We start from the raw sequence: 19,630 nt of genomic DNA on the forward strand, positions 1-19,630 counted from the left end.
GGTCTCCACCAGCAGCGCGTCCGCGCCGCCGGCGATCAGCCCGGCCGCGTTCAGCCGGAAGCCGTCGCGCAGGGTCTGGTAGGGCGCGTGGCCCAGCGTCGGCAGCTTGGTGCCCGGGCCGATCGAGCCCAGCACCCAGCGGGTCCGGCCGTCGTCGATCGCGTCGGCGGCCTCGCGGGCGAGCCGCGCGCCGGCCTCGGAGAGCTCGAAGATCCGCTCCGGGATGTCGTACTCCCCCAGCGCCGCGAAGTTCGCCCCGAAGGTGTTCGTCTCCACGCAGTCCACGCCCACCGCGAAGTACGCCTCGTGCACGGAACGCACGATGTCCGGGCGGGTCACGTTCAGGATCTCGTTGCAGCCCTCCAGCTCCTGGAAGTCCGCCATCGTCGGGTTCTGCGCCTGCAGCATGGTGCCCATCGCCCCGTCGGCGACCACCACCCGCGTCGCTAGGGCCTCGCGCAGGGCGGTGGCACGGGCCTGCTGGGCGGATGAGGAGACACTGGTGGCCATGGGGCTACTCCCTGGGTGCGACGGCTGTCGGCTATGCGCTCCCCCGTCCGGGGATGCACGCGGCCAGCGTATCCGCCCCGGACCGCCTGTCGCGGAACGTTCCGTATGGTGGGCCACTCCGGGAGGGGGATCATGCAGCTGAGAGCGGCAGGACGGACAACGGCGCGCAGGCGTCCGATCGAGGTGTGGCGCGGCTGGTCGCGCCGGCGGCGGGTCGCGCTGGGGGCTGCGGTACTCGCCGCGCTCCCACTGCTCCCTGTGGGTGGTGCGGGCCTCGCGCTGCGGCTGGAGGCGACCGGTGACCCGTCCGCGCAGGCCCGCTCGCGCGGCCGGGACGCGGCCTGGCTCGGCCACGCCTGGGTGGACGGGCGCAAGGGTCCGGCCGACCTGGCCGCGCTGCCGCAGCTGCTGCGCGGCGGCATCCGTGACCTGTACGTGCACACCGGCCCGCTGGAGCACGACGGCACGCTGCCCCCCGCGCTCTACCCGCAGGCGGCGGCGCTGATCGCCGCGGTGCACCGGGAGCTGCCCGGGGTGCGGGTGCAGGCCTGGCTGGGCGACCTGGTCGAGCCCGAGCAGGAGGGACTGCACCTGGACCGGCCACAGGTGCGCGGGGCCGTCACCGAGGCGGCCACGCAGGTGCTGGACGCCGGCTTCGACGGGGTGCACTTCGACCTGGAGCCGGTCCACTCCGGCGACGCGGGCTTCCTGGCCCTGCTCGACCAGGTGCACGCCGTGACCGCCGCGCGCGGCGCGCCGCTCTCGGTGGCGACCAGCCAGATCGACCCGCTACCCGCGCTGCACGACGTGGCGGGCGCGCTGACCGGGCACCCGAAGTGGTGGTCGCAGGAGTACTTCGGGCAGGTGGCCCGGCGGGTCGACCAGGTCGCCGTGATGTCCTACGACACCGCCATGCCGCTGCCCTCGCTCTACACCGGCTACGTCGCCCGGCAGACCACCCTGGCCCTGGAGGTCACCCCGCCCGGGGTCGACCTGCTGATGGGCCTGCCCGCCTACTGGGAGGACCAGTGGAGCCACCGCGGCTCGGCCGAGACGGTGCCGGCGGCGGTCCGCGGGGTGCGGCTGGCCCTGGGCCGCCGGGCGCCCGACCGGCAGGCCTTCGGGGTGGCGGTGTACGCGGACTTCAGCGCCACGGACGCCGACTGGAACTCCTACCGGCGGGACTGGTGCCGGCAGGCCGGGTGAGCGCCGCCGGTCGCCGCACCGGGCCCGGGCGGGACCGGCCGGCCCGGCGCGCGTCGGCCGGCCGGCACGACAGGGTGCCGACGGGCCGACGGGTGCGCCGGGGCGCGCTCAGTTGAAGTCGAGCTCGCCGCTGCGGGTGCGCTTGAGCTCGAAGAACTTCGGGTAGCCGGCCAGCAGCCGGGCGCCGTCGAAGACGTTGAGCGCGTCCTGGCCACGCGGGATCGCGGTCAGCACCGGGCCGAAGAAGGCCACCCCGTCGATGTGGATGGTCGGCGTGCCGACGTCCTCGCCGACCGGGTCCATGCCCTCGTGGTGGCTGCGGCGCAGCGCCTCGTCGTGCTCGGTGCTGGTGGCCGCGTCGGCCAGCTCGGCCGGCAGCCCCAGCTCGGCGAGCGCCTCGGCGATGACCGCCTGGTAGTCCTTGTTGTTCTCGTTGTGGATGCGGGTGCCGAGCGCGGTGTACAGGTCGCGCAGCACCTTGTTCCCGTGCAGCTCGGCGGCCGCGATGCAGACCCGGACCGGGCCCCAGGCGCGGTCCAGCAGGTCGCGGTACTGCTCGGGCAGGTTGTCGCGGCCCGAGTTCAGCACGGACAGGCTCATCACCCGGAAGTTGAGCTCCAGGTCACGGTGCTGCTCGACCTCCAGGATCCAGCGGGAGGTGATCCAGGCGAAGGGACAGGCCGGGTCGAAGTAGAAGTCGACCTTGGTAGGGGCGTTCGGCACGGAAACGGAAGTCGTCATGCGCTCCACGATAAGTGGCCGGCCGGACGATCGTCAGATCCAATTCGCGGTGGCGACCGTGGGCCATTCGTCCGCCGGCCCCGGCCCGGCCCCCGGCGGGGCCGGGGCCGGCAACGGGCCCGGGAGCGGACGAAATGCCGTTGCTCCCACGGACCGTGGCCCGCGGAGTGGCCGGATGCCGCTCTCCGTGGCGCACTTCGGTGGCCGCGCCTCGCCCCGGAGGGTGGTGGAGCGGTCAGTGGTGGAAGAGCCGTAGGCCGGTGCGGGCCAGGGTGATGCCGTGCTCGTGGCAGGCGGCGGCGACCTCGTCCGAGCGGACCGAGCCGCCCGGCTCCGCCAGGTAGCGCACGCCGTGCCGCCGGGCGTGGTCGACGTTGTCGCGGAACGGCAGCGCGCCGTCGGAGACGAAGGCCACACCGGTGAGCTCGCCCAGCCACCGGGCGCGCTGCCCGGCCGTGAGCTCCCGGGCCGGGGCGGCCAGCGCCGCGGCCAGCCGGCCGCGCTCGTCGGGCGTGAGGTCGCCCTCCAGGAAGCGGATCTGCCAGTTGATCCGGTCCTGGCGGCGCACCTCGGGCCGGAAGGCGAGCGCGCGCACGGCCGGGTGCCGGCGCAGCCACCAGGTGTCGACCTTGGCACCGGCCAGCCGGGTGCAGTCCACCCGGGACTGCTGCCCGGCGCCGATCCCCAGCGTCATCCCGTCGCGCAGGTAGCAGACCGAGTTGGACTGGGTGTAGCGCAGCACCGCGAGGCCGAACAGCAGGTCCTCGACGGCGGCGGCGGGCAGGGCGGCGGGTGCGCCGGGGCCGGGGACCGGGTCGAGCAGCTCCGGCGTCAGGGCGGCCCGGTCGCGCTCCTGGGTCAGCCGCAGTCCGAAGACCTCCCGGCTCTCCTGCTCGGGCGGCGTGTGGCCGGGCTCGGCCGCCAGGACCAGGAAGCGCCCGCCCTTCTTGCGGCTCAGGCGCTCCACCGTGCCGGGCTCGTAGCCGGGCGCGATGACCCCGTCGCAGACCACCCGGGCCAGCAGGTCGGCGAGTTCGGCGTCGACCGGGTGCGAGAGCGCGGCGAAGTCGCCGTAGGAGGACTTCGGATCGGCGTCGCGGGCCCGCAGGTAGGCGCTGGTGACCGGACCGACCGCGGCCGCCTCGACGCCGTACAGCTCGGCGGTCACCGCGTCCACCGGCCCGGCCAGCGCGGCGCCGGCCGGGGAGACGTGCTTGAAGGAGGCCGCGGCCGGCCGGCCCAGGGCCTGCGCGGCCTCCCTGACGAGCTGCCAACCGTTCAGCGCGTCCAGCAGGTTGACGTACGAGGGCGCGCCGTTCAGCAGCCGCACCGGCTGCCGGTCGGGGTGGACCGCGGTGGCCCGGGCGGCGCCCTGGTGCGGGTTCATGCCGTAGCGCAGCGGCAGGTCGAGGGTGCGGGAGGGGTGGGCCACGGTGACTCCTCATCAGCGGGGTGGACATCGCTGACGGAGGCGCCCAGGCGGTCGACGCTCGCATCGGATCGCAGCCGGCCGCTCCCCGGTGGTGCCCCACCCTCGCCAGTCGCGGCCACGGCGAGTCTAACGCGGCGCGGTGCCGGGCACGGGCGCGGGCATCCACGGCGGACGCCGCCCCCCGCGGCCGCCACTCGTACCGGTGAAAACGGCTTGCCCGGCCACGGTGGTGATGGTGAGCTGAGCGGATGAACCCGCAGAGCGTGCTGAACCTCTTCGACCGCCAGCTGCGCCGCGAGGCCTCACCCGACGGCCCGGGCGCCGTGGTGCAGCGGATCGGCGCGGTGGTGCGGCAGGACGGCGGCGAGGCCGGCTGGAACGGGATCCTCTGGTGCGACCTCGACGAGGCCGGGGCGGATGCCGCGATCGCCGAGCAGGTGCGTTACTTCGCGGCCCTGGGACGCGAGTTCGAGTGGAAGCACTACAGCCACGACCGGCCGGCCGACCTGCCGCGCCGGCTGCTCGCGGCCGGCTTCGAGGCCGGGCCGGCGGAGTCCCTGCTGGTGGCCGAGGCCGCCGCGCTGCCGGGCCCGGAGGCGCTGCCGGACGGGGTGCGCCTGCTGCCTGTCACCGACGAGGCGAGCGCCCGGCTCTTCGGCCGGACCCACGACGAGGCCTTCGGCACCGACGGCTCGCGCTACGTCGGGATGCTGCTGGCCCAGCTCGCCGAGGCCCCGGAGCAGGTCGCCGCGGTGGTCGCGATGGCCGGTGACGAGCCGATCTGCGGGGCCCGGATGGAGTTCCACTCCGGCACGGACTTCGCCAGCCTGTGGGGCGGTGGCACCGTGCCGGCCTGGCGCGGGCGCGGCGTCTACCGCGCGGTGGTCGCCCACCGCGCCCGGCTCGCCGTCGAGCGCGGCTACCGCTACCTCCAGGTCGACGCACTGCCGACCAGCCGCCCGATCCTGCAGCGGCTCGGCTTCCAGGAACTCGGCACCACCACCCCGTACGAGTACACCCCGCCGACGCCCTGAGGCCGCCGCCGCGCACGGGCGGCCCCCGACGCGGGCGGGCGGGGCGCCGCGCGTGCGGCACTACGGTGCGTCGTACTTCGGATACGATGCGTCGCCATGACCACTGTGCGCCACAGGCGCCTGGCCGCGCTGGCTGCCGCCCCCCTGCTGCTCCTGAGCCTCGCCGGGCCGGCCCACGCCACCCGCGCCACCGCCCCCGGCTACGTCGCGCTCGGCGACTCCTACGCCGCCGGGGTCGCGGCCGGCTCCTACGACCCGGCGAGCGGCTCCTGCCACCGCAGTTCCGGCGCCTACCCCGTGCTCTGGGCCGCCGCCAACACCCCCGCCGCCTTCACCGACGTGGCCTGCGGCGGCGCCGACACCCAGGACGTGCTGACCGGGCAGCTGCCGGCGGTGCCGGGCGGCACCGGCCTGGTGACGCTGACCGTCGGCGGCAACGACCTGGACTTCACCGACGCGGTGGTGGGCTGCCTGCAGCCGCTGACCACCGAGAGCCACTGCGACGACGCGTTGGCGCACAGCGCCCAACTGCTCCGCGACCAGCTGCCCGGCCGGCTCGACGGATTGCTGACGGCCGTCGGACGCGGCGCCCCCGGCGCCCGGGTCGTGGTGACCGGCTACCCGCACCTGCTGGAGACCACCACCACCGGCGTCTGCTGGACCGGCACGGCCGAACGGCGCGAGCGCTTCAACGCGCTGACCGACCAGCTCGACGAGCTGATCCACCGTCAGGCCGATGCCCACGGCTACCGCTTCGCCGACCCCCGGCCGGCCTTCGCCGGCCACGGCGTCTGCGCCCCGGCCGGGCAGGAGTGGATCAACGGAATCGTGCTGCACGACCTCGGGGAGTCCTTCCACCCGACGGCCGACGGCCAGTCACGCGGCTATCTGCCCACGGTGGCCCGGGCCCTGGCTCCGTAGCGCCGATCGCGCCGGCGGTCGGGGCGGCGGTCGGGGCGGCGGTCGGGGCGGCTCGGGCACCGGCCGTGGGGGCGGCCACGGACCGCACGGTGGACCGCGGGATTGCCCGAAGGGCTGGCCGGATAACCGGTGGCACCGGGGCCGAGCAGCACCGAGACTGTCCCGACGGGTGCGCCGCCCGTCGGGATCGGCGCGCATCAAAGCCCGTAGGCTGGGCAGGTAGGGTCCGTGGAACGGAGCGTTCCACGTGAGGAGAGCAGTCGGCAGCCGGTCAGCCGCGCCCTGCCCGCAGGGCCACGTCACCGGCCCGCGGGGTGGGCGGTGCGGCCAGGCCGGCCGGAGGGAGACGCTGGGTGATCGAGTTGGAAGATGTTCCCGAGTTGATCGACCCGGTCATGGTCTGTGCCTTCGAGGGCTGGAACGACGCGGGCGACGCCGCCTCCACGGCGGTCGGACATCTGGACGAGACCTGGGCCGGCAAGGTGTTCGCCGCCCTGGATGCGGAGGACTACTACGACTTCCAGGTCAACCGGCCCACGGTCTGGCTGGACGGCGGGGTCCGCCGGATCACCTGGCCGACCACCCGCCTGTCGGTGGTCCGAGTGACCGAGCCCAAGACCCGCGACCTGGTCCTGGTGCGCGGCATCGAGCCGAGCATGCGCTGGCGCTCGTACTGCAACGAGTTGCTCGGCTTCGCACACGAGTTGGGCGTGGAGCTGGTGGTGATCCTGGGCGCGCTGCTCGGCGACACCCCGCACAGCCGTCCGGTGCCGGTCAGCGGCGTCACCTCCGACGCCGACCTGGCCCGCACCCTGGACCTGGAGGAGAGCCGCTACGAGGGCCCCACCGGCATCGTCGGCGTGCTCCAGGAGGCCTGCGCGCACGCCGGGGTGCCGGCCGTCACGCTCTGGGCCGCCGTCCCGCACTACGTGGCCCAACCGCCCAATCCCAAGGCCACGCTGGCGCTGCTGAACAAGCTGGAGGACCTGCTCGACCTGCGGATCCCGCCGGGCGAGCTGCCCGACGACTCCCGGGCCTGGCAGCTGGGCGTGGACCAACTCGCCGCCGAGGACAGCGAGGTGGCCGAGTACGTGCAGCAGCTGGAGGAGGCCCAGGACACCGCCGAGCTGCCGGAGGCCAGCGGCGACGCGATCGCCCGCGAGTTCGAGCGCTACCTGCGCCGGCGGGACAACCAGGGGCCGGCCGGTGAGAAGCCGGTGGCCGGGCGGGCCGCCGTCGAGCGGACCGCGACGGACCCGGGCGAGCTCGCCGGCACGACCTCGACCGACGACGGGACGGCGGACGACGCGGCATCCGACGACGCGACGAGGGACGGCACGACGACGGACGGCACCGCGGCGGATGCGGCAGCCGATGCCGGTCCGGGCGACGACGCGGCCGGCGAGGCGGTGGCGGAGCAGGAGGCGAGCGACGCCGAGGCCCGCGACCGCGGACGCGATCGGGCTGACGACGGCGCCGACGGCAAGGACGGCTCGCGCTAGGCACGGGCCCGGCGCCGACCTGTTCGACAGGGCGGTCCGGGTGCCCCACCGCGGGCATCCGGGCCGCCGGGAGACCCGGCCCGGTCAGCCACCGCCGTCCGGACGCCGGCCGCCCTCCACCGGCCCGCCGTCCACCAGCCGGCCGACCAGCAGCCCGGCCAGGCGGGCCCGGGTCAGCACCGCGATGGTGTAGCCGTCGTCGATCGCGCCGCTGCCGATCGCCTCCTCCGCCTGCGCGAAGGACAGGTCCACCACCCGCCGGATCCCCTCGGCCCGCTCCGGCGCACCGTACGCCGTCACCCGCGCCGCGTACAGCGCCACCCGGCCGGCCAGCAGCCCGGTGTCCGGGTACACGATCCCCAGCGGCAGCAGTTCCTCGACCCGCGCGCCGATCTCCTCGGCCAGCTCGCGCCGCGCGCTGCGCTCGTCGCCGGCGCCCGCCTCACCGAACCCGCGCGGCGCCTCCAGGTGCCAGGACCGGGTGGCGTGCCGGTAGTGCTCGACCAGCAGCACGCCGCCCGCCAGCAGGGGCAGCACCACCACCCCGGGGGCGTCGGTGGTGGGGAGCAGCCGCAGGTAGAGCCCCGGGGCGCCGCCGGGGAAGCGCACCGCGTCGCGCAGCAGGGTGACGTAGCGGTCCTGGTAGACCACGCCGACCTGCGCCGCGGCCACCGGCGCGGCGCCGTCCCGTTCCCGGACCGCGCGTTCGGCCGCGGCGATCTCCTCGGGCCCGGTGAGGATCTCGATGCCCTCGGGGTCGTTGGCGAACAGCTCGGGGCGGCTGCGGCGCAGTTCGGCGTAGCGGTCCGGCGCTGGGCGGTTCAGGTCGGGGCTGTCCCGGTCGGGTCGGTCCATCTCACGGTGCCCCGTCGCGCCCGTTGAGCTGCGCCGGGTGCGTCCCGGGGCCGAGTCCCCGGTGCTCCGCGAAGCCGGCGCTGCGCAGTCGGGTGATCAGTGACTCCCACTGCGCGCGCCCGTCGTCGGCGAACCGGCCCTCGACGACCCGCAGGCCCGTGCCCAGCCGGGCGTGTTCGCGCCCGCCCGGGCCGCGGCCGACCACCAGCCGGATGCTCACCGGCACGGCCCGCTTGACGAAGTGTTTGCCCACCTCGCTGATCACCTCGAAGAAGGGGACCGACCCCAGGGCGATCCGGACCAGCCCGGTGGCGACCTCGATGAACAGCTCCGCCGTCGGCGTCCACCGCGCCATGGCGGCGCCGACCCGGCGACCGGCCGCCCGGTCGCTGGCCTCGCGCAGCATCGCCACGTAGCCGCCCACCACGGCCGGGGCGCCGTGCTCGGGGTCGGCGAAGCGCTGCGGGTCGGCCAGGTCGGGCGCGGCGAGCAGGGCCTGGAACGCGCCCTGGTACTGCTGCCAGCCGGCGGACTGCCGCAGCGCGACCACGTCGTCCAGCGTGAGCTGGCCGAACGACTCGACGTAGAGGCCCTCCTGGAGGATGTCGAAGGCGGTGCGCCGGACGACCTCGACCAGGTGGTCGGCGGAGAGCTCCGGGCCCGCCGCCCGCGGTGCCAGCTGCCACTCCTGGAGTGCGGTGCGCGGCAGGGAGTCGTGCGGGGTGAGGGCGTAGGCGCCCAGCCGGTCGGCCAGGTTGACGTTGTAGGCCAGGTCGACGACCTGCTTGATCTCGGCGCCGAACGCCCGGGCCGGATCGTAGGAGCGCTCGGCGGGGTTGCTGCCCGGGGCCACCACGAAGGTCCGGTAGAGCGCGTCCCGGGAGACCAGGCCGGTCGCCTCGACCTGCGCCCGGCCGAAGTCGGCCACCTGCCGCAGCCGCTCGTGCAGCGGCTGCTCGCCGGCCGGCGGCACGCCCAGCGTCCGGGCCAGCGCGGGGAGGTCGACCTGCTCCAGGCCCTGGACGTAGCGGGCGAACGCGCTCCCCAGCCGGTCGGCGGCCCCGGCGGCGCCGGCGCCTTCGCCCGCCCCGTCCCAGTCCAGGGAGAGGCAGGTCATCCGGCACTCCTGTGCGACGGCGGTCCAGGCCGGCCAGACCTCTTCGAGGTCGCGCAGCCCGAAGGCCGGCTCCTGGACCGGCGTCGCCTCGTTCCACAGGAAGGGGACCAGGACGCCGTCGTCCAGCAGCTGCCGGAAGGCGTCCCGGCCGGCGGCCTTCGCCAGGTAGTCCTGAGAGATGACCGGATTGTTGTACAGGTAGGCCCGGTTGACCACGACCTGGTCGGCGGTGACGAGCGCCCGGAGGTACTCCGTGCGGACCCGGGCGCCCTGCTCGCGCAGCGCCGCCCGCCGTGAGCGGCCCCCGCTCCACACCCCGCGCAGCTCGCCCGCCGTGAGCCACTGGTTGTCCAGCGCCTGGGCGGTGACCGGCAGCCGCCTCAGGTCGGCGGGCAGGATCTTCTCGAACTCGACGTTGCCCTCGACGGACACTCCGCTCCCACCCGCGCACCCGCAGCCGCGCTACCGCCGTGTCCCGCGCCCCCGCGACGCGGGCCCTGCTCGCGGGACTCTACCGCGCGGGCCCCCGCGGGCGCAGGGCGCTGCGTGCCGAAGGGGAGCAGCGGCACCGCCGGGGCGCGCGGTGACCGGCGTCGGGCAGCCGCCGGTCACCGGCCCGCTCCAGTCCACCCGTCCCGACCGTTCCCTGTCAAGGGTCTAGACCACTTTCGGCCCAGTGCGCGGAGTACCGTGGATATCCGGATCCGGGAGCGGCCGAGGTGACGGCGATGATCGTGGATGCGGTGCTGGGGGCACTGGCCGGTGCGGCCGCGCTCACTGCGGCGTGGGCAGCGGTGAGCGTGCGAGTGGTGCAGCAGTTCCAGCGGGGCGTGGTCTTCCGCTTCGGCCGGGTGCGCGAGGAGGTCCGCCAGCCCGGCGTGGTGGTGCTGATCCCGGTCATCGACCGGATCCGGCGGGTGAACGTGCAGATCGTCACCATGCCGGTGCCGGCCCAGGAGGGCATCACCCGCGACAACGTCACGGTGCGGGTGGACGCGGTCGTCTACTTCCAGGTGGAGGACCCGGTGCTGGCCACCGTGGCGGTGCAGGACTACCAGTTCGCCATCTCCCAGGTCGCCCAGACCTCGCTGCGCTCGATCATCGGCAAGAGCGAGCTGGACGACCTGCTGGCCAACCGGGAGCCGATCAACCAGGGCCTGGAGCTGATGCTGGACAGCCCCGCGATGGGCTGGGGCATCCAGATCGACCGGGTGGAGATCAAGGACGTGGCGCTGCCGGAGTCGATGAAGCGCTCGATGGCCCGCCAGGCCGAGGCGGACCGTGAGCGGCGGGCCCGGATCATCACCGCGGACGGCGAGTTCCAGGCGTCCGCGAAGCTCTCCGAGGCCGCCGCGATCATGAGCGCCACCCCGGCCGCCCTCCAGTTGCGCCTGCTGCAGACGGTCGTGGAGGTGGCGGCCGAGAAGAACTCCACCCTCGTGCTGCCGTTCCCGGTCGAGCTGCTCCGCTTCCTCGACAGCGCCACCAGGACCCACGACACCCGCCACGACCGGCACGAGGCCGAGGCCGAGGCCCAGGAGGAGGCCCGGGCCCGGGCCAGGGCGGAGGAGCTGACGACGGAGGCGCTGGCGGAGACGGAGCAGCTCGGCGCGCTCGCGGTGGGTCAGGAGGCGCTGGAGGCCCCGGCGGCTCCGGCCGGCCCGGTCGACCCGGCGCCGATCACCTCCGTCGACGGCTCCCCCGACAGCTCCGAGGCGTCCAACAGCCCCGGCGCGGAGCGGTAGTACGCGCTGCCCTTGGCCCAGTACCAGGCCAGCGGGATGACGCCGATCGCCAGCGCGCCCAGGCCGATGCCGAGCTGCGCGCCGGGCAGGGTCATGCAGTTCTCCACGAAGAGGAAGCCCATGAAGACCGCGCCGGCCAGCGGCCAGAGCCCGATGAAGACGGCGTTGGAGACCGAGGTGAGGATCAGCTTGCGGTAGGCGACCACGACCGCGAGGCCGGCCAGCGCGTAGTAGACCGAGATCTGCAGGCCGATGGCGGAGACCGCGTCGGCCAGGATGGTGTTCACCGAGCCCAGCGCGTTGGAGCCGACGAACAGGCCCAGCGAGATCACCACGACCACCGCCAGCGCCACCCACGGGGTCTGCCAGCGCCGGTGCGCCACGCCGAAGACACCCGGGACGGTGCGGTCGCGCCCCATCGCGAAGAGCGAGCGGGTGACCTGGATCAGCGTGGTCTCCAGCGTCGCGATGGTGGAGAGCATCACCGCGACCACCAGGATCTTGCCGCCCACCCCCGGCCAGACGGTGTTGCCCAGCGTGGTGAGCAGCGGCGGGGAGTCGGGGTTGCCGATGTCGTCCTGGCTGATGATCAGGTTGATCGCGATGGTGATGACCTCGAAGAGCGCGAAGACGCCGACCACGCCGATCAGGCCGCCCAGGCCGGAGTTCTTCTTGCTGTCGCTGGTCTCCTCGCTGAGGTTGGCGGTCACGTCCCAGCCCCAGAAGTAGAAGGCCGCGATCAGCGCGGCCGCCGCGAAGCCCTTCACCCCGCCGAAGTGGCCGAAGCCCCAGAGCCAGGACCAGGAGAAGGTGGCCGCACTGCCGCCGTGGATCAGCGCCGCGACGCCGAAGACGGCGAGGATCGCCACCTCGATGCCCGTCATGATCCACTGCGCCCGGGCGGTGATCTGCGCGCCGAGCAGCACCAGGCCGGCCATCACCAGGAAGCAGAAGGCTCCGACGCCGGTGGCCGCCCAGGTGTTCTGGGCGAGCGAGTCGGAGAAGAGCGAGAGCGTGTACTGCCCGGCCGGCAGCGAACCGGCCACCATGAAGATGGTCGCCGAGACCACCAGGGCCCAGCCGCTGAGGAAGCCCAGCGCCGGGTGGAGCGCGCGGCCCACCCAGGAGTAGCTGGCGCCGGCGTTGACGTCGACCCGGCCCAGGTAGTTGAAGGCCCAGGCGATGCCCAGCATCGGGATCGCGCACCAGAGCAGGGCGGCCGGGCCGACCAGCCCGGCGGTGCCGGCCAGGACGGCGGTGGTCGAGGCGAGGGAGTAGGCCGGCGCGCTGCCGGCGACGGCCATGACGACGGTGTCGGCGGCGCCGAGGACGCCGGCGCGCAGGCCGGTTCTCGGTTCGGCGGGTGATTCTGAGGACACGGGGGCTGCCTCTCCTGGACCGGTCGGAGGAAGGGACGCGCGGGGGCGCGGGGGGGGCGGGAGGTGAGGCGAGGGGCGGCGCGCCGACTGGGGCAGCACGCTGCGGTCCAGCCGTTGGCGCTTGTGGCGACGGGTGGAGCGGGTGCTGCGGAACCTCTGCCGGGCCCGTGGGGCGCCCGGTGTGGCCCATATGGTGCCCAGTGGGGTGCCGGGGTGGCAATGGCTTGGGGAAATCCGATGCCACGAAGCCGGAACGCCGCGCAATCCGCAGATCGGGCCCGGCGTGTCTGCGGAATCCGAAGCGGCGTACCGGCCGGAGAGTACGCCGAAGGGGGGGGGCGGGCCGCCGACCCACTGTCAGGTCGGCGGCCCCCAGGGCACATTCGTTACAGGTCGACGCCCCCGTGGGGCGGCCGTCGACTCAGAGCGCGACGCCCAGCAGGGCGTCCACGGTGCGCGAGACCAGGCCCGGCGCGCCGGGCTCGTCACCGCCGGTGGCGGCCTGCTGGGCGGCCCAGCGGTCCACGGCGGCCAGCGCGGCCGGCGCGTCGAGGTCCTCGGCGAGCGCGGCGCGCACCTCGGTGAGCATCTGCTCGGCCGACGGCCCGTCCGGCCGGGAGACCGCGGCCCGCCAGCGGGCGAGCCGCTCGACGGCCTCGTCCAGGACGTCCTTGCTCCACTCCCAGTCACCGCGGTAGTGCTTGGAGAGCAGGGCCAGGCGGATCGCCGCCGGATCCACGCCCTCGCGGCGCAGCGCCGAGACGAAGACCAGGTTGCCGCGCGACTTCGACATCTTGTGGCCGTCCAGGCCGACCATGCCGGCGTGCACGTAGGCCCGCGCGTACGGGTGCGCGCCGGTGGCCGCCTGCGCGTGCGCGGCGCCCATCTCGTGGTGCGGGAAGACCAGGTCGCTGCCACCGCCCTGGATGTCGAAGGACATGTCCAGGTACTCGAGCGCGATCGCCACGCACTCGATGTGCCAGCCGGGACGGCCGTGGCCCAGCTCGGTGTCCCAGGCCGGCTCGCCCGGGCGGGCGGCCAGCCAGAGCAGCGCGTCCAGCGGGTGGCGCTTGCCGGGACGCTCGGGGTCACCACCGCGCTCGGCGAAGAGCGGCAGCATCTCCTCCTGGCTGAGCCCGGAGACCTCGCCGAAGCGCGGGTCGGCGGCCACCGAGAAGTAGATGTCGCCGTCCACCCGGTAGGCCGCGCCGCTCGCCAGCAGCTTCTTGACCAGCGGGACGATCCACGGGATCGACTCGACGGCGCCGATGTAGTGGGCCGGCGGCAGGATCCGCAGCGCCGTCATGTCCTCGCGGAAGAGCGCGGTCTCGCGCTCGGCCAGGGCCGTCCAGTCCTGACCGGTGGCGATCGCGCGCTCGAGCAGCGGGTCGTCCACGTCGGTCACGTTCTGGACGTACAGGACGTCGTGGCCGGCGTCCTTCCAGACCCGCTGGATCAGGTCGAAGGTGGCGTAGGTGGCGGCGTGGCCGAGGTGGGTGGCGTCGTACGGGGTGATGCCGCAGACGTACAGGCGGGCGGTGCGGCCTTGCGGCACGACCTCCCGGATCCTGCCCTCGGCGGTGTCGTGGATACGCAGGGGGAGTCCCTGACCAGGCAGGGCGGGAACCTCGGAGGCGGGCCAGGCATGCATGAAAATGACTCTAACCTTGCGATCATTTGAAAGGCTAACCAGTACGCAGAATCGGCTGAAATCCGAGCCGAAACGGTCGGGGTCGGTCGGGGACGATCAGCAGCCGTCGGGCGGGTGGCGGGACGGCCGCAGGAGACCGGGCGGACCGGGCGGAGTCAGACCGGCGGCCAGGGGATCGAGGGCCACTCCTGGGACGGCACCGGATGGCGCCCGCTGCGCAGCAGCCCCGCGACCCGCTCCCGGGTGGCCGTCAGCTCAGCCGCCGTCAGGTGCGGCCGCAGCCGCTCCCCCAGCGCCCCCGCCAGCTCCGACTCCAGACGGCGCAGCATCTCGCCGGCCTCCTCGGTCAGCGGCTGCTCCGCCCAGCCCCAGAGCAGCGTGCGCAGCTTGCCCGGGACGGCGAAGGTGACCCCGTGGTCGATGCCGTAGATCCGGCCGTCGGCGGCGGGCAGCAGGTGGCCGCCCTTGCGGTCGGCGTTGTTGAGGACCGCGTCCACCACCGCCAGGCGCCGCAGCCGGCGGTCGTCCGGATGCACCAGCAGCGCGGTGCGGCCCGCGCCGACGTCGGCGCGCACGATCGGCAGCCAGCCCTGCTCGGGACCGGCCGGGTCCTGCAGCGCGAGCAGCGGCGCGGCCTTCGGATCCGGCTCCACCCAGACCTGCACCATGCCGCTGCCGTAGGGGCCCTCGCGCAGCACGGTGGGCGGGATCGGCGCCCAGCCGGTGGCGGCGCCGACCTCGTAGGCGGCCACCTCGCGCCCCGCCAGCGTGCCGTCCGGGAAGTCCCACAGCGGCCGCTCGCCGGCCACCGGCTTGTAGACGCACGGCGCGCTGACGCCGTCCAGGGTCACCGAGCAGTACAGCGCCGCGTTGGAGGCGTCGGTGAGCTGCCCGTGGACGGTCAGCTCCCCCTCGCGCAGCAGCCGCAGCGCGGCCGGTACGTCGGCGGCCAACGCTGCGCCGGCGGCCGGGGCGGCCTCGGGTATGTCCTGCTCGGCCGCCGTGTCCTGCTCGGCGCGGCCCTGCTGGCCGGCGCCGTCCTGACCGGCCGCGCCGTCCTGCCGGGCGGCTGCGGACCGGTCGGACGTGGACCGCTCGCCCGTGGACCGGTCGGCGTTCAGCGCCGGTAGCCGTTCGCGCGCGGGCACAGGTGCCCCTCCGGGTCGAGCGGCAGGTTGCAGAACGGGCAGGGCTTGCGGCCGGCCGCCACCAGGTCGAGCGCCCGCTTGGCGAAGACCCGGGCCATCGCGCCGGTCAGCCGCACCCGCAGCATGTCCGGGCCGTTCTCGTCGTCCTCGAACGCCGCCGCCTCGGCCTCGGCGTCCTCCTCCTCGGCCTCCTCGACCACGGCCTGCGCCTCGACCACCAGGCAGCCCTCGGTGCCGTCCCAGGCGAGCGCCATCGTGCCGACCCGGAACTCCTGCTCCAGCGGCAGGTCGAGCGGCGCGGTGTCGACCAGTTCGGTGGGCGCGACGGCCGGGATCGGGGCCTGCCCGCCGCTGCGCCGCAGCGCCTCGTCGAGCACCTCCTCGACCCGTTCGGCGAGCGCGGCGACCTGGGTCTTCTCCAGCAGCACGCTGGTGATCCGGCCGCGGGCACTGGCCTGCAGGAAGAACGCGCGCGCGCCGGGCTGGCCGACGGTACCGGCCACGAACCGCTCGGGCTGGTCGTAGAAGAAGAGCTGTCGGGGCACTCTCTCGCTCCGGGGTGTGAAACGTGGTCGGTGAACGGGGTCAACAGGGCGCTGCGCGGACGTTCTCCTTCACCCTACGGCGTCCGGGTCGCCGGGCCGTCAGGCCCGTGCCGGTGTCGGCGGCGGGTCGGGGCGCGGGGCTCGCACGGCGGGCTCGGGATGTCGGGCTCGCGCGGTGGGTGGCGCGGTGGGTCCGGGTGGTGGGCCGGCGCAGCGGGGGTTCAGGCGTCGGTGCCGGTGTCGCCGCCGACCACCGCGTCGCCGCCGGCCGGGGCCTTGGGCCGCAGGCCGGACAGGTCGCCGGTGTCGCCCATCCGCAGCAGGAACGGCCGCTGCGGGGTGTAGCGGATGGCGGTCACCGTGCAGGGGTCCACGTTGATCCGCTGGAAGTGGTCCAGGTGCAGTCCCAGCGCGTCGGCGACCACCGCCTTGATCACGTCACCGTGGCTGCAGACCAGCCAGACCGCGTCCGGACCGTGCTCAGCCGCGATCTTCTCGTCCCACTCGCGGGCCGCCGCCACCGTGCGGTGGCTCAGCGCCCGCAGCGACTCGCCACCCGGGAACGCGGCGGCCGAGGCGTGGTCCTGCACCGTGCGCCAGAGCGGCTCCTGGGCCAGCTCGCGCAGCGGACGGCCCGTCCACTCGCCGTAGTGGCACTCGCCGAACCGCTCGTCCAGCGCCGGCTCGCCGAGCTCGGGGCGGGCCCCCAACAGCGGCTGCAGGGTCTGCCGGCAGCGCTCCAGCGGGCTGCTGACCACCTGGGCCAGCGGCACGCCGGCCAGCCGCTCGACCAACGCCTCCGCCTGCGCCCGGCCGGCCTCGTCGAGGTCCACCCCCGGCGTCCAACCGGCCAGGACCCCGGCGGAGTTCGCGGTCGACCGGCCATGGCGTACCAGCAGCAGTGTGGGCATGCCCCCAGCGTACGGGGTGGGCGTGGGCCGTCCGGTACCGGCAGGCGGGTCGGGCCTGCGGGTACCGGACGGGGCGGGCGCTGCGGCGGGGCGAGGTGGGGTACGGGCGCGGGTCAGGCCAGCCCGGCCAGCTCCAGTGCCTCGACTCCGGTGCGCAGGGCGGTGATCCGCTCCTCCAGCGTGAAGCCGGCGGGGGCGAGGGTCAGCGTGGTCACCCCGGCGTCGGCGTACGCCTGCATCCGGTCGGCGATCCGCTCGCGGGTGCCGAGCAGCGAGGTCGCGTCGATCAGCTCGAACGGCACGGCCGCCGCCGCGCCCGCCTTGTCGCCCGCCAGGTACCGCTGCTGGATCTCGTCGGCGGCCTGCTCGTACCCCATCCGGCAGGTGAGCTGGTTGTAGAAGTTCTTCTCCTTGCTGCCCATCCCGCCGATGTAGAGCGAGGCGTAGAAGCGCTGGGAGTCGGGGGCCGCCGCGATGTCCGGACCGACCGCGATCGGCACGGTCGGGCAGATGTCGAAGCCGTCCAGGTCCAGACCCGCCGTCGCCCGGCCGGACTTGATCGCGTCGACCGAGAGCGCGGCCTGCTCGGGCGCGAAGAAGATGCCCAGCCAGCCGTCGGCGATCTCGCCCGTCAGCTCCAGGTTCTTCGGGCCGATCGCCGCGATGTACAGCGGGATCCGCTCGCGCACCGGGTGCACCGTCAGCTTGAGCGGCTTGCCGGGCGCCCCGGCCAGCGGCAGCGTCCAGTTGGGACCCTCGTGGACCAGCCGCTCGCGGCTCATCGCCTTGCGGACGATCTCGACGTACTCGCGGGTGCGGGACAGCGGCTTGGCGAACGGCACGCCGTACCAGCCCTCGGAGACCTGCGGCCCCGAGACGCCCAGCCCCAGCCGGAACCGGCCGCCCGAGAGGGTGTCCAGGGTCGCGGCGGTCATCGCGGTCATCGCCGGGGTGCGGGCCGGGATCTGGAAGATCGCCGAACCGACGTCGATCCGCTCGGTCTTGGCGGCCACGAAGGAGAGCACCGTGGCGGCGTCCGAACCGTACGCCTCGGCGGCCCAGCAGACCGAGTACCCGAGCCGGTCGGCCTCCTGGGCGACGGTGATGTTGTCGGCATCCATGCCGAGGCCCCAGTAACCGAGGTTGATACCGAGTCGCATAGGAAGCCATGCCTTCCGGGAGGGGAGTGTGAGCCGAGGGTAGTCGCGCCGGCGGAGCCATGCTACTGGCCGGTAAGTGTGCGGCGCGTCACATCGCCGCGCGGGGCCGCGGGCCAACGGCTCACCGGCGACGCGGAGTCGTCCGACCCGTTGACGAGGGGGCGGCGGAGTCCGCGGCGAGGTGGGCGCGGAGTCGTCGTTGCCGCGGTCGGCGGCGTGGTCGGCGCCGTGGTCGGCGCCGTGGTCGGCGCCGTGGTCGGCGGCGTGGTCGGTGGAGTCGTCGGGCCCTGCGGGTCTGCGCGGTTGCCCGTGGGACGCCCACTACGCTCGTCCCGTACGGGCTTCCCGCGCCCCGCCCGGCCCCGCGTCCGGCCGGCGGACCTGACGCCCGCTCAGCGATCGAGGGGGTCCTCCGCCATGGAGAAGCGTCATCTCGGCCGGACCGGCCTGCGGGTCTCCCGGCTCGGCCTGGGCACCATGACCTGGGGCCGGGACACCGACGAGCACGAAGCCGCCCAGCAGCTCAAGGAGTTCGTCGACGCCGGCGGCAGCCTGGTCGACACCGCCGACGTCTACGCGGACGGCGGCGCCGAGTACCTGATCTCCCGACTGACCGACAACCTGATCCCCCGCTCCGAACTGGTCATCGCCACCAAGGCCGGCAGCGTGCCGGACGGCGACCGCCGCTTCGACACCTCGCGCGGCCGCCTGTTGAGCGCCCTGGACGCCTCGCTGCGCCGGCTCGGCACCGACCACGTGGACCTGTGGCAGGTGCACGCGTTCGACCCGGCCACCCCGACCGAGGAGACCCTGCACGCCCTCGACCTCGCCGTCACCTCCGGCCGGGCCCGCTACGTCGGCGTCTCCAACTTCAGCGGCTGGCAGCTCGCCAAGGCCGCCACCTGGCAGCGCGCCACGGTCGGGCGGGTCCCGCTCGCCGGCACCCAGATGGAGTACTCGCTGTTGCAGCGCGGCATCGAGCGCGAGGTGCTGCCGGCCGCGCTGGACGCCGGTGTGGGGCTGCTCGCCTCCTCGCCGCTGGGCCGCGGCGTGCTGACCGGCAAGTACCGCCACGGCGTCCCGCCGGACTCCCGCGGCGCCTCGCCCTACCTGGCCGGCTTCGTCCAGCCCTACCTCGGCGATCGCTCGCGGCGCATCGTCGACGCCCTCGCCACCGCGGCCGACGGCCTGGCCAGCAGTCCGCTGGCGGTCGCCCTCTCCTGGGTCCGCGACCGCCCCGGGGTGGCCGCCGCGATCGTCGGCGCCCGCACGGCCGCCCAGCTGCAGCAGGCACTGTCGGTGGAGGCGCTTACGCTTCCGGATGAGATCCGCGGTGCGCTCGACGACATCTCGGCGCCGGTGCGTCGCTACCCTGATCAGGACTGGAACGAACTGTGAGTCAGACGCACCACCCGGACGCCGATGCCGGCGCCGATGCCAGCGCCGATGTCGAAGGCGAGCTCGGCAGCACGTCCGTGACCGACAGCGCGTCGGTGACCGACAGCGCGGGCGCGGCCGACGACGTGATCGATGACGGGGCCGCCGCTGGAGCGGATGCCGCCGCCGGTGACGGCGGGCACGAGGGCCCGGCGCCCGAGCAGGCGCAACCCGGTGCGCCCGGTGCGCCCGCATCGCCCGGTGCCGCCGCCCGCAGTGCCGAGGTCGCCGCGCTCGCCGAGGCGATCCGCAGCGTCGGGCAGGGTGGCGGCGGCTCCACGCCGGCCTCCGCTCCGGGCGGCCGTCCAGCCCGGCCGCGTCCAGCAGGGGGAGGAG

16 protein-coding genes, 2 pseudogenes and 1 riboswitch are annotated in these 19,630 nt (G+C 74.7%); of the genes and pseudogenes, 7 read left to right on the plus strand and 11 right to left on the minus strand.

What is annotated here, in order from left to right; translation table 11 throughout:
* A partial coding sequence (locus tag ABD323_RS30825; protein ID WP_344445327.1) for a homocysteine S-methyltransferase family protein occupies window positions 1–510 on the minus strand: 510 nt, incomplete at its 3' end.
* 132 nt (window positions 511–642) lie between these two features.
* On the opposite strand from ABD323_RS30825, the gene ABD323_RS30830 reads away from it, so the two are divergent.
* Complete coding sequence (locus ABD323_RS30830) at window positions 643–1,716, plus strand: glycoside hydrolase family 18 protein (protein ID WP_344445328.1); 1,074 nt, start codon at window positions 643–645, stop codon at window positions 1,714–1,716.
* 108 nt (window positions 1,717–1,824) lie between these two features.
* Here ABD323_RS30830 and ABD323_RS30835 read toward each other — a convergent pair whose 3' ends face one another.
* Window positions 1,825–2,457, minus strand: coding sequence for a mycothiol-dependent nitroreductase Rv2466c family protein (locus ABD323_RS30835; protein WP_344445329.1), 633 nt, complete (start codon window positions 2,455–2,457; stop codon window positions 1,825–1,827).
* Between the two features lie 235 nt (window positions 2,458–2,692).
* Complete coding sequence (locus ABD323_RS30840) at window positions 2,693–3,889, minus strand: phosphoribosylaminoimidazolecarboxamide formyltransferase (protein WP_344445330.1); 1,197 nt, start codon at window positions 3,887–3,889, stop codon at window positions 2,693–2,695.
* A 34-nt stretch (window positions 3,890–3,923) separates the two neighbouring features.
* A riboswitch (ZMP/ZTP riboswitch) is annotated at window positions 3,924–4,012 on the minus strand.
* Between the two features lie 125 nt (window positions 4,013–4,137).
* On the opposite strand from ABD323_RS30840, the gene ABD323_RS30845 reads away from it, so the two are divergent.
* The 3 genes from ABD323_RS30845 (at window position 4,138) to ABD323_RS30855 (ending at window position 7,346) form a co-directional block, all read left to right on the plus strand.
* Window positions 4,138–4,923, plus strand: coding sequence for a GNAT family N-acetyltransferase (locus tag ABD323_RS30845; protein WP_344445331.1), 786 nt, complete (start codon window positions 4,138–4,140; stop codon window positions 4,921–4,923).
* 96 nt (window positions 4,924–5,019) lie between these two features.
* Window positions 5,020–5,844 (plus strand): SGNH/GDSL hydrolase family protein, encoded by an 825-nt coding sequence (locus ABD323_RS30850; RefSeq protein ID WP_344445332.1) that lies wholly within the window; start codon window positions 5,020–5,022, stop codon window positions 5,842–5,844.
* A gap of 353 nt (window positions 5,845–6,197) precedes the next feature.
* The gene (locus ABD323_RS30855; RefSeq protein WP_344445333.1) at window positions 6,198–7,346 is read left to right on the plus strand and encodes a PAC2 family protein; all 1,149 of its coding nucleotides are present in this window, start codon (window positions 6,198–6,200) and stop codon (window positions 7,344–7,346) included.
* Window positions 7,347–7,430: 84 nt separating this feature from the next.
* On the opposite strand, the gene ABD323_RS30860 is transcribed toward ABD323_RS30855, so the two are convergent.
* Window positions 7,431–8,201 (minus strand): NUDIX hydrolase, encoded by a 771-nt coding sequence (locus ABD323_RS30860; protein ID WP_344445334.1) that lies wholly within the window; start codon window positions 8,199–8,201, stop codon window positions 7,431–7,433.
* Between the two features lies 1 nt (window position 8,202).
* Complete coding sequence (locus tag ABD323_RS30865) at window positions 8,203–9,750, minus strand: hypothetical protein (RefSeq protein ID WP_344445335.1); 1,548 nt, start codon at window positions 9,748–9,750, stop codon at window positions 8,203–8,205.
* Window positions 9,751–10,046: 296 nt separating this feature from the next.
* Between ABD323_RS30865 and ABD323_RS30870 the strand changes: the two are divergent.
* A pseudogene (locus tag ABD323_RS30870) lies at window positions 10,047–10,802 on the plus strand (slipin family protein); the annotation flags it as partial.
* A 140-nt stretch (window positions 10,803–10,942) separates the two neighbouring features.
* Here ABD323_RS30870 and ABD323_RS30875 read toward each other — a convergent pair.
* From ABD323_RS30875 to ABD323_RS30900, 6 genes are all read right to left on the minus strand, one after another.
* Complete coding sequence (locus tag ABD323_RS30875; RefSeq protein WP_344445341.1) at window positions 10,943–12,367, minus strand: APC family permease; 1,425 nt, start codon at window positions 12,365–12,367, stop codon at window positions 10,943–10,945.
* A gap of 496 nt (window positions 12,368–12,863) precedes the next feature.
* Window positions 12,864–14,093, minus strand: a complete 1,230-nt coding sequence (gene mshC / locus ABD323_RS30880) for a cysteine--1-D-myo-inosityl 2-amino-2-deoxy-alpha-D-glucopyranoside ligase (protein WP_344445336.1) — start codon at window positions 14,091–14,093, stop codon at window positions 12,864–12,866.
* A 155-nt stretch (window positions 14,094–14,248) separates the two neighbouring features.
* Window positions 14,249–15,079 carry an SCO1664 family protein gene (locus tag ABD323_RS30885; protein WP_425556213.1) on the minus strand — a complete coding sequence of 277 codons (831 nt, stop codon included), beginning with the start codon at window positions 15,077–15,079 and terminating at the stop codon, window positions 14,249–14,251.
* Between the two features lie 131 nt (window positions 15,080–15,210).
* Complete coding sequence (locus ABD323_RS30890; protein WP_344445337.1) at window positions 15,211–15,786, minus strand: DUF3090 family protein; 576 nt, start codon at window positions 15,784–15,786, stop codon at window positions 15,211–15,213.
* A gap of 221 nt (window positions 15,787–16,007) precedes the next feature.
* A complete protein-coding gene (locus ABD323_RS30895) occupies window positions 16,008–16,697 on the minus strand; it encodes a histidine phosphatase family protein (protein ID WP_344445338.1) in 690 nt (229 codons plus the stop codon).
* A gap of 113 nt (window positions 16,698–16,810) precedes the next feature.
* Window positions 16,811–17,857 carry an LLM class F420-dependent oxidoreductase gene (locus tag ABD323_RS30900; RefSeq protein ID WP_344445339.1) on the minus strand — a complete coding sequence of 349 codons (1,047 nt, stop codon included), beginning with the start codon at window positions 17,855–17,857 and terminating at the stop codon, window positions 16,811–16,813.
* A gap of 417 nt (window positions 17,858–18,274) precedes the next feature.
* Between ABD323_RS30900 and ABD323_RS30905 the strand changes: the two genes are divergently transcribed.
* On the plus strand, window positions 18,275–19,255 hold the full coding sequence (locus tag ABD323_RS30905; RefSeq protein WP_344445340.1) for an aldo/keto reductase: 981 nt from the start codon (window positions 18,275–18,277) through the stop codon (window positions 19,253–19,255).
* Window positions 19,252–19,630, plus strand: a pseudogene (locus ABD323_RS30910) (hypothetical protein); the annotation flags it as partial. The gene ABD323_RS30905 and the pseudogene ABD323_RS30910, both read left to right, overlap by 4 nt.

Source organism: Kitasatospora nipponensis (genome assembly GCF_039528135.1).
In the GTDB taxonomy this organism is placed as follows: Bacteria; Actinomycetota; Actinomycetes; order Streptomycetales; family Streptomycetaceae; genus Kitasatospora; species Kitasatospora nipponensis.

Coding starts and splice junctions, on each gene's coding strand:
- ABD323_RS30830 (WP_344445328.1), top strand. CDS start 643: ATGCAGCTGAGAGCGGCAGGACGGACAACGGCGCGCAGGCGTCCGATC.
- ABD323_RS30835 (WP_344445329.1), bottom strand. CDS start 2,457: ATGACGACTTCCGTTTCCGTGCCGAACGCCCCTACCAAGGTCGACTTC.
- ABD323_RS30860 (WP_344445334.1), bottom strand. CDS start 8,201: ATGGACCGACCCGACCGGGACAGCCCCGACCTGAACCGCCCAGCGCCG.
- ABD323_RS30900 (WP_344445339.1), bottom strand. CDS start 17,857: ATGCGACTCGGTATCAACCTCGGTTACTGGGGCCTCGGCATGGATGCC.
- mshC (WP_344445336.1), bottom strand. CDS start 14,093: ATGCATGCCTGGCCCGCCTCCGAGGTTCCCGCCCTGCCTGGTCAGGGA.
- ABD323_RS30850 (WP_344445332.1), top strand. CDS start 5,020: ATGACCACTGTGCGCCACAGGCGCCTGGCCGCGCTGGCTGCCGCCCCC.
- ABD323_RS30875 (WP_344445341.1), bottom strand. CDS start 12,367: ATGGCCGTCGCCGGCAGCGCGCCGGCCTACTCCCTCGCCTCGACCACC.
- ABD323_RS30845 (WP_344445331.1), top strand. CDS start 4,138: ATGAACCCGCAGAGCGTGCTGAACCTCTTCGACCGCCAGCTGCGCCGC.
- ABD323_RS30895 (WP_344445338.1), bottom strand. CDS start 16,697: ATGCCCACACTGCTGCTGGTACGCCATGGCCGGTCGACCGCGAACTCC.
- ABD323_RS30905 (WP_344445340.1), top strand. CDS start 18,275: ATGGAGAAGCGTCATCTCGGCCGGACCGGCCTGCGGGTCTCCCGGCTC.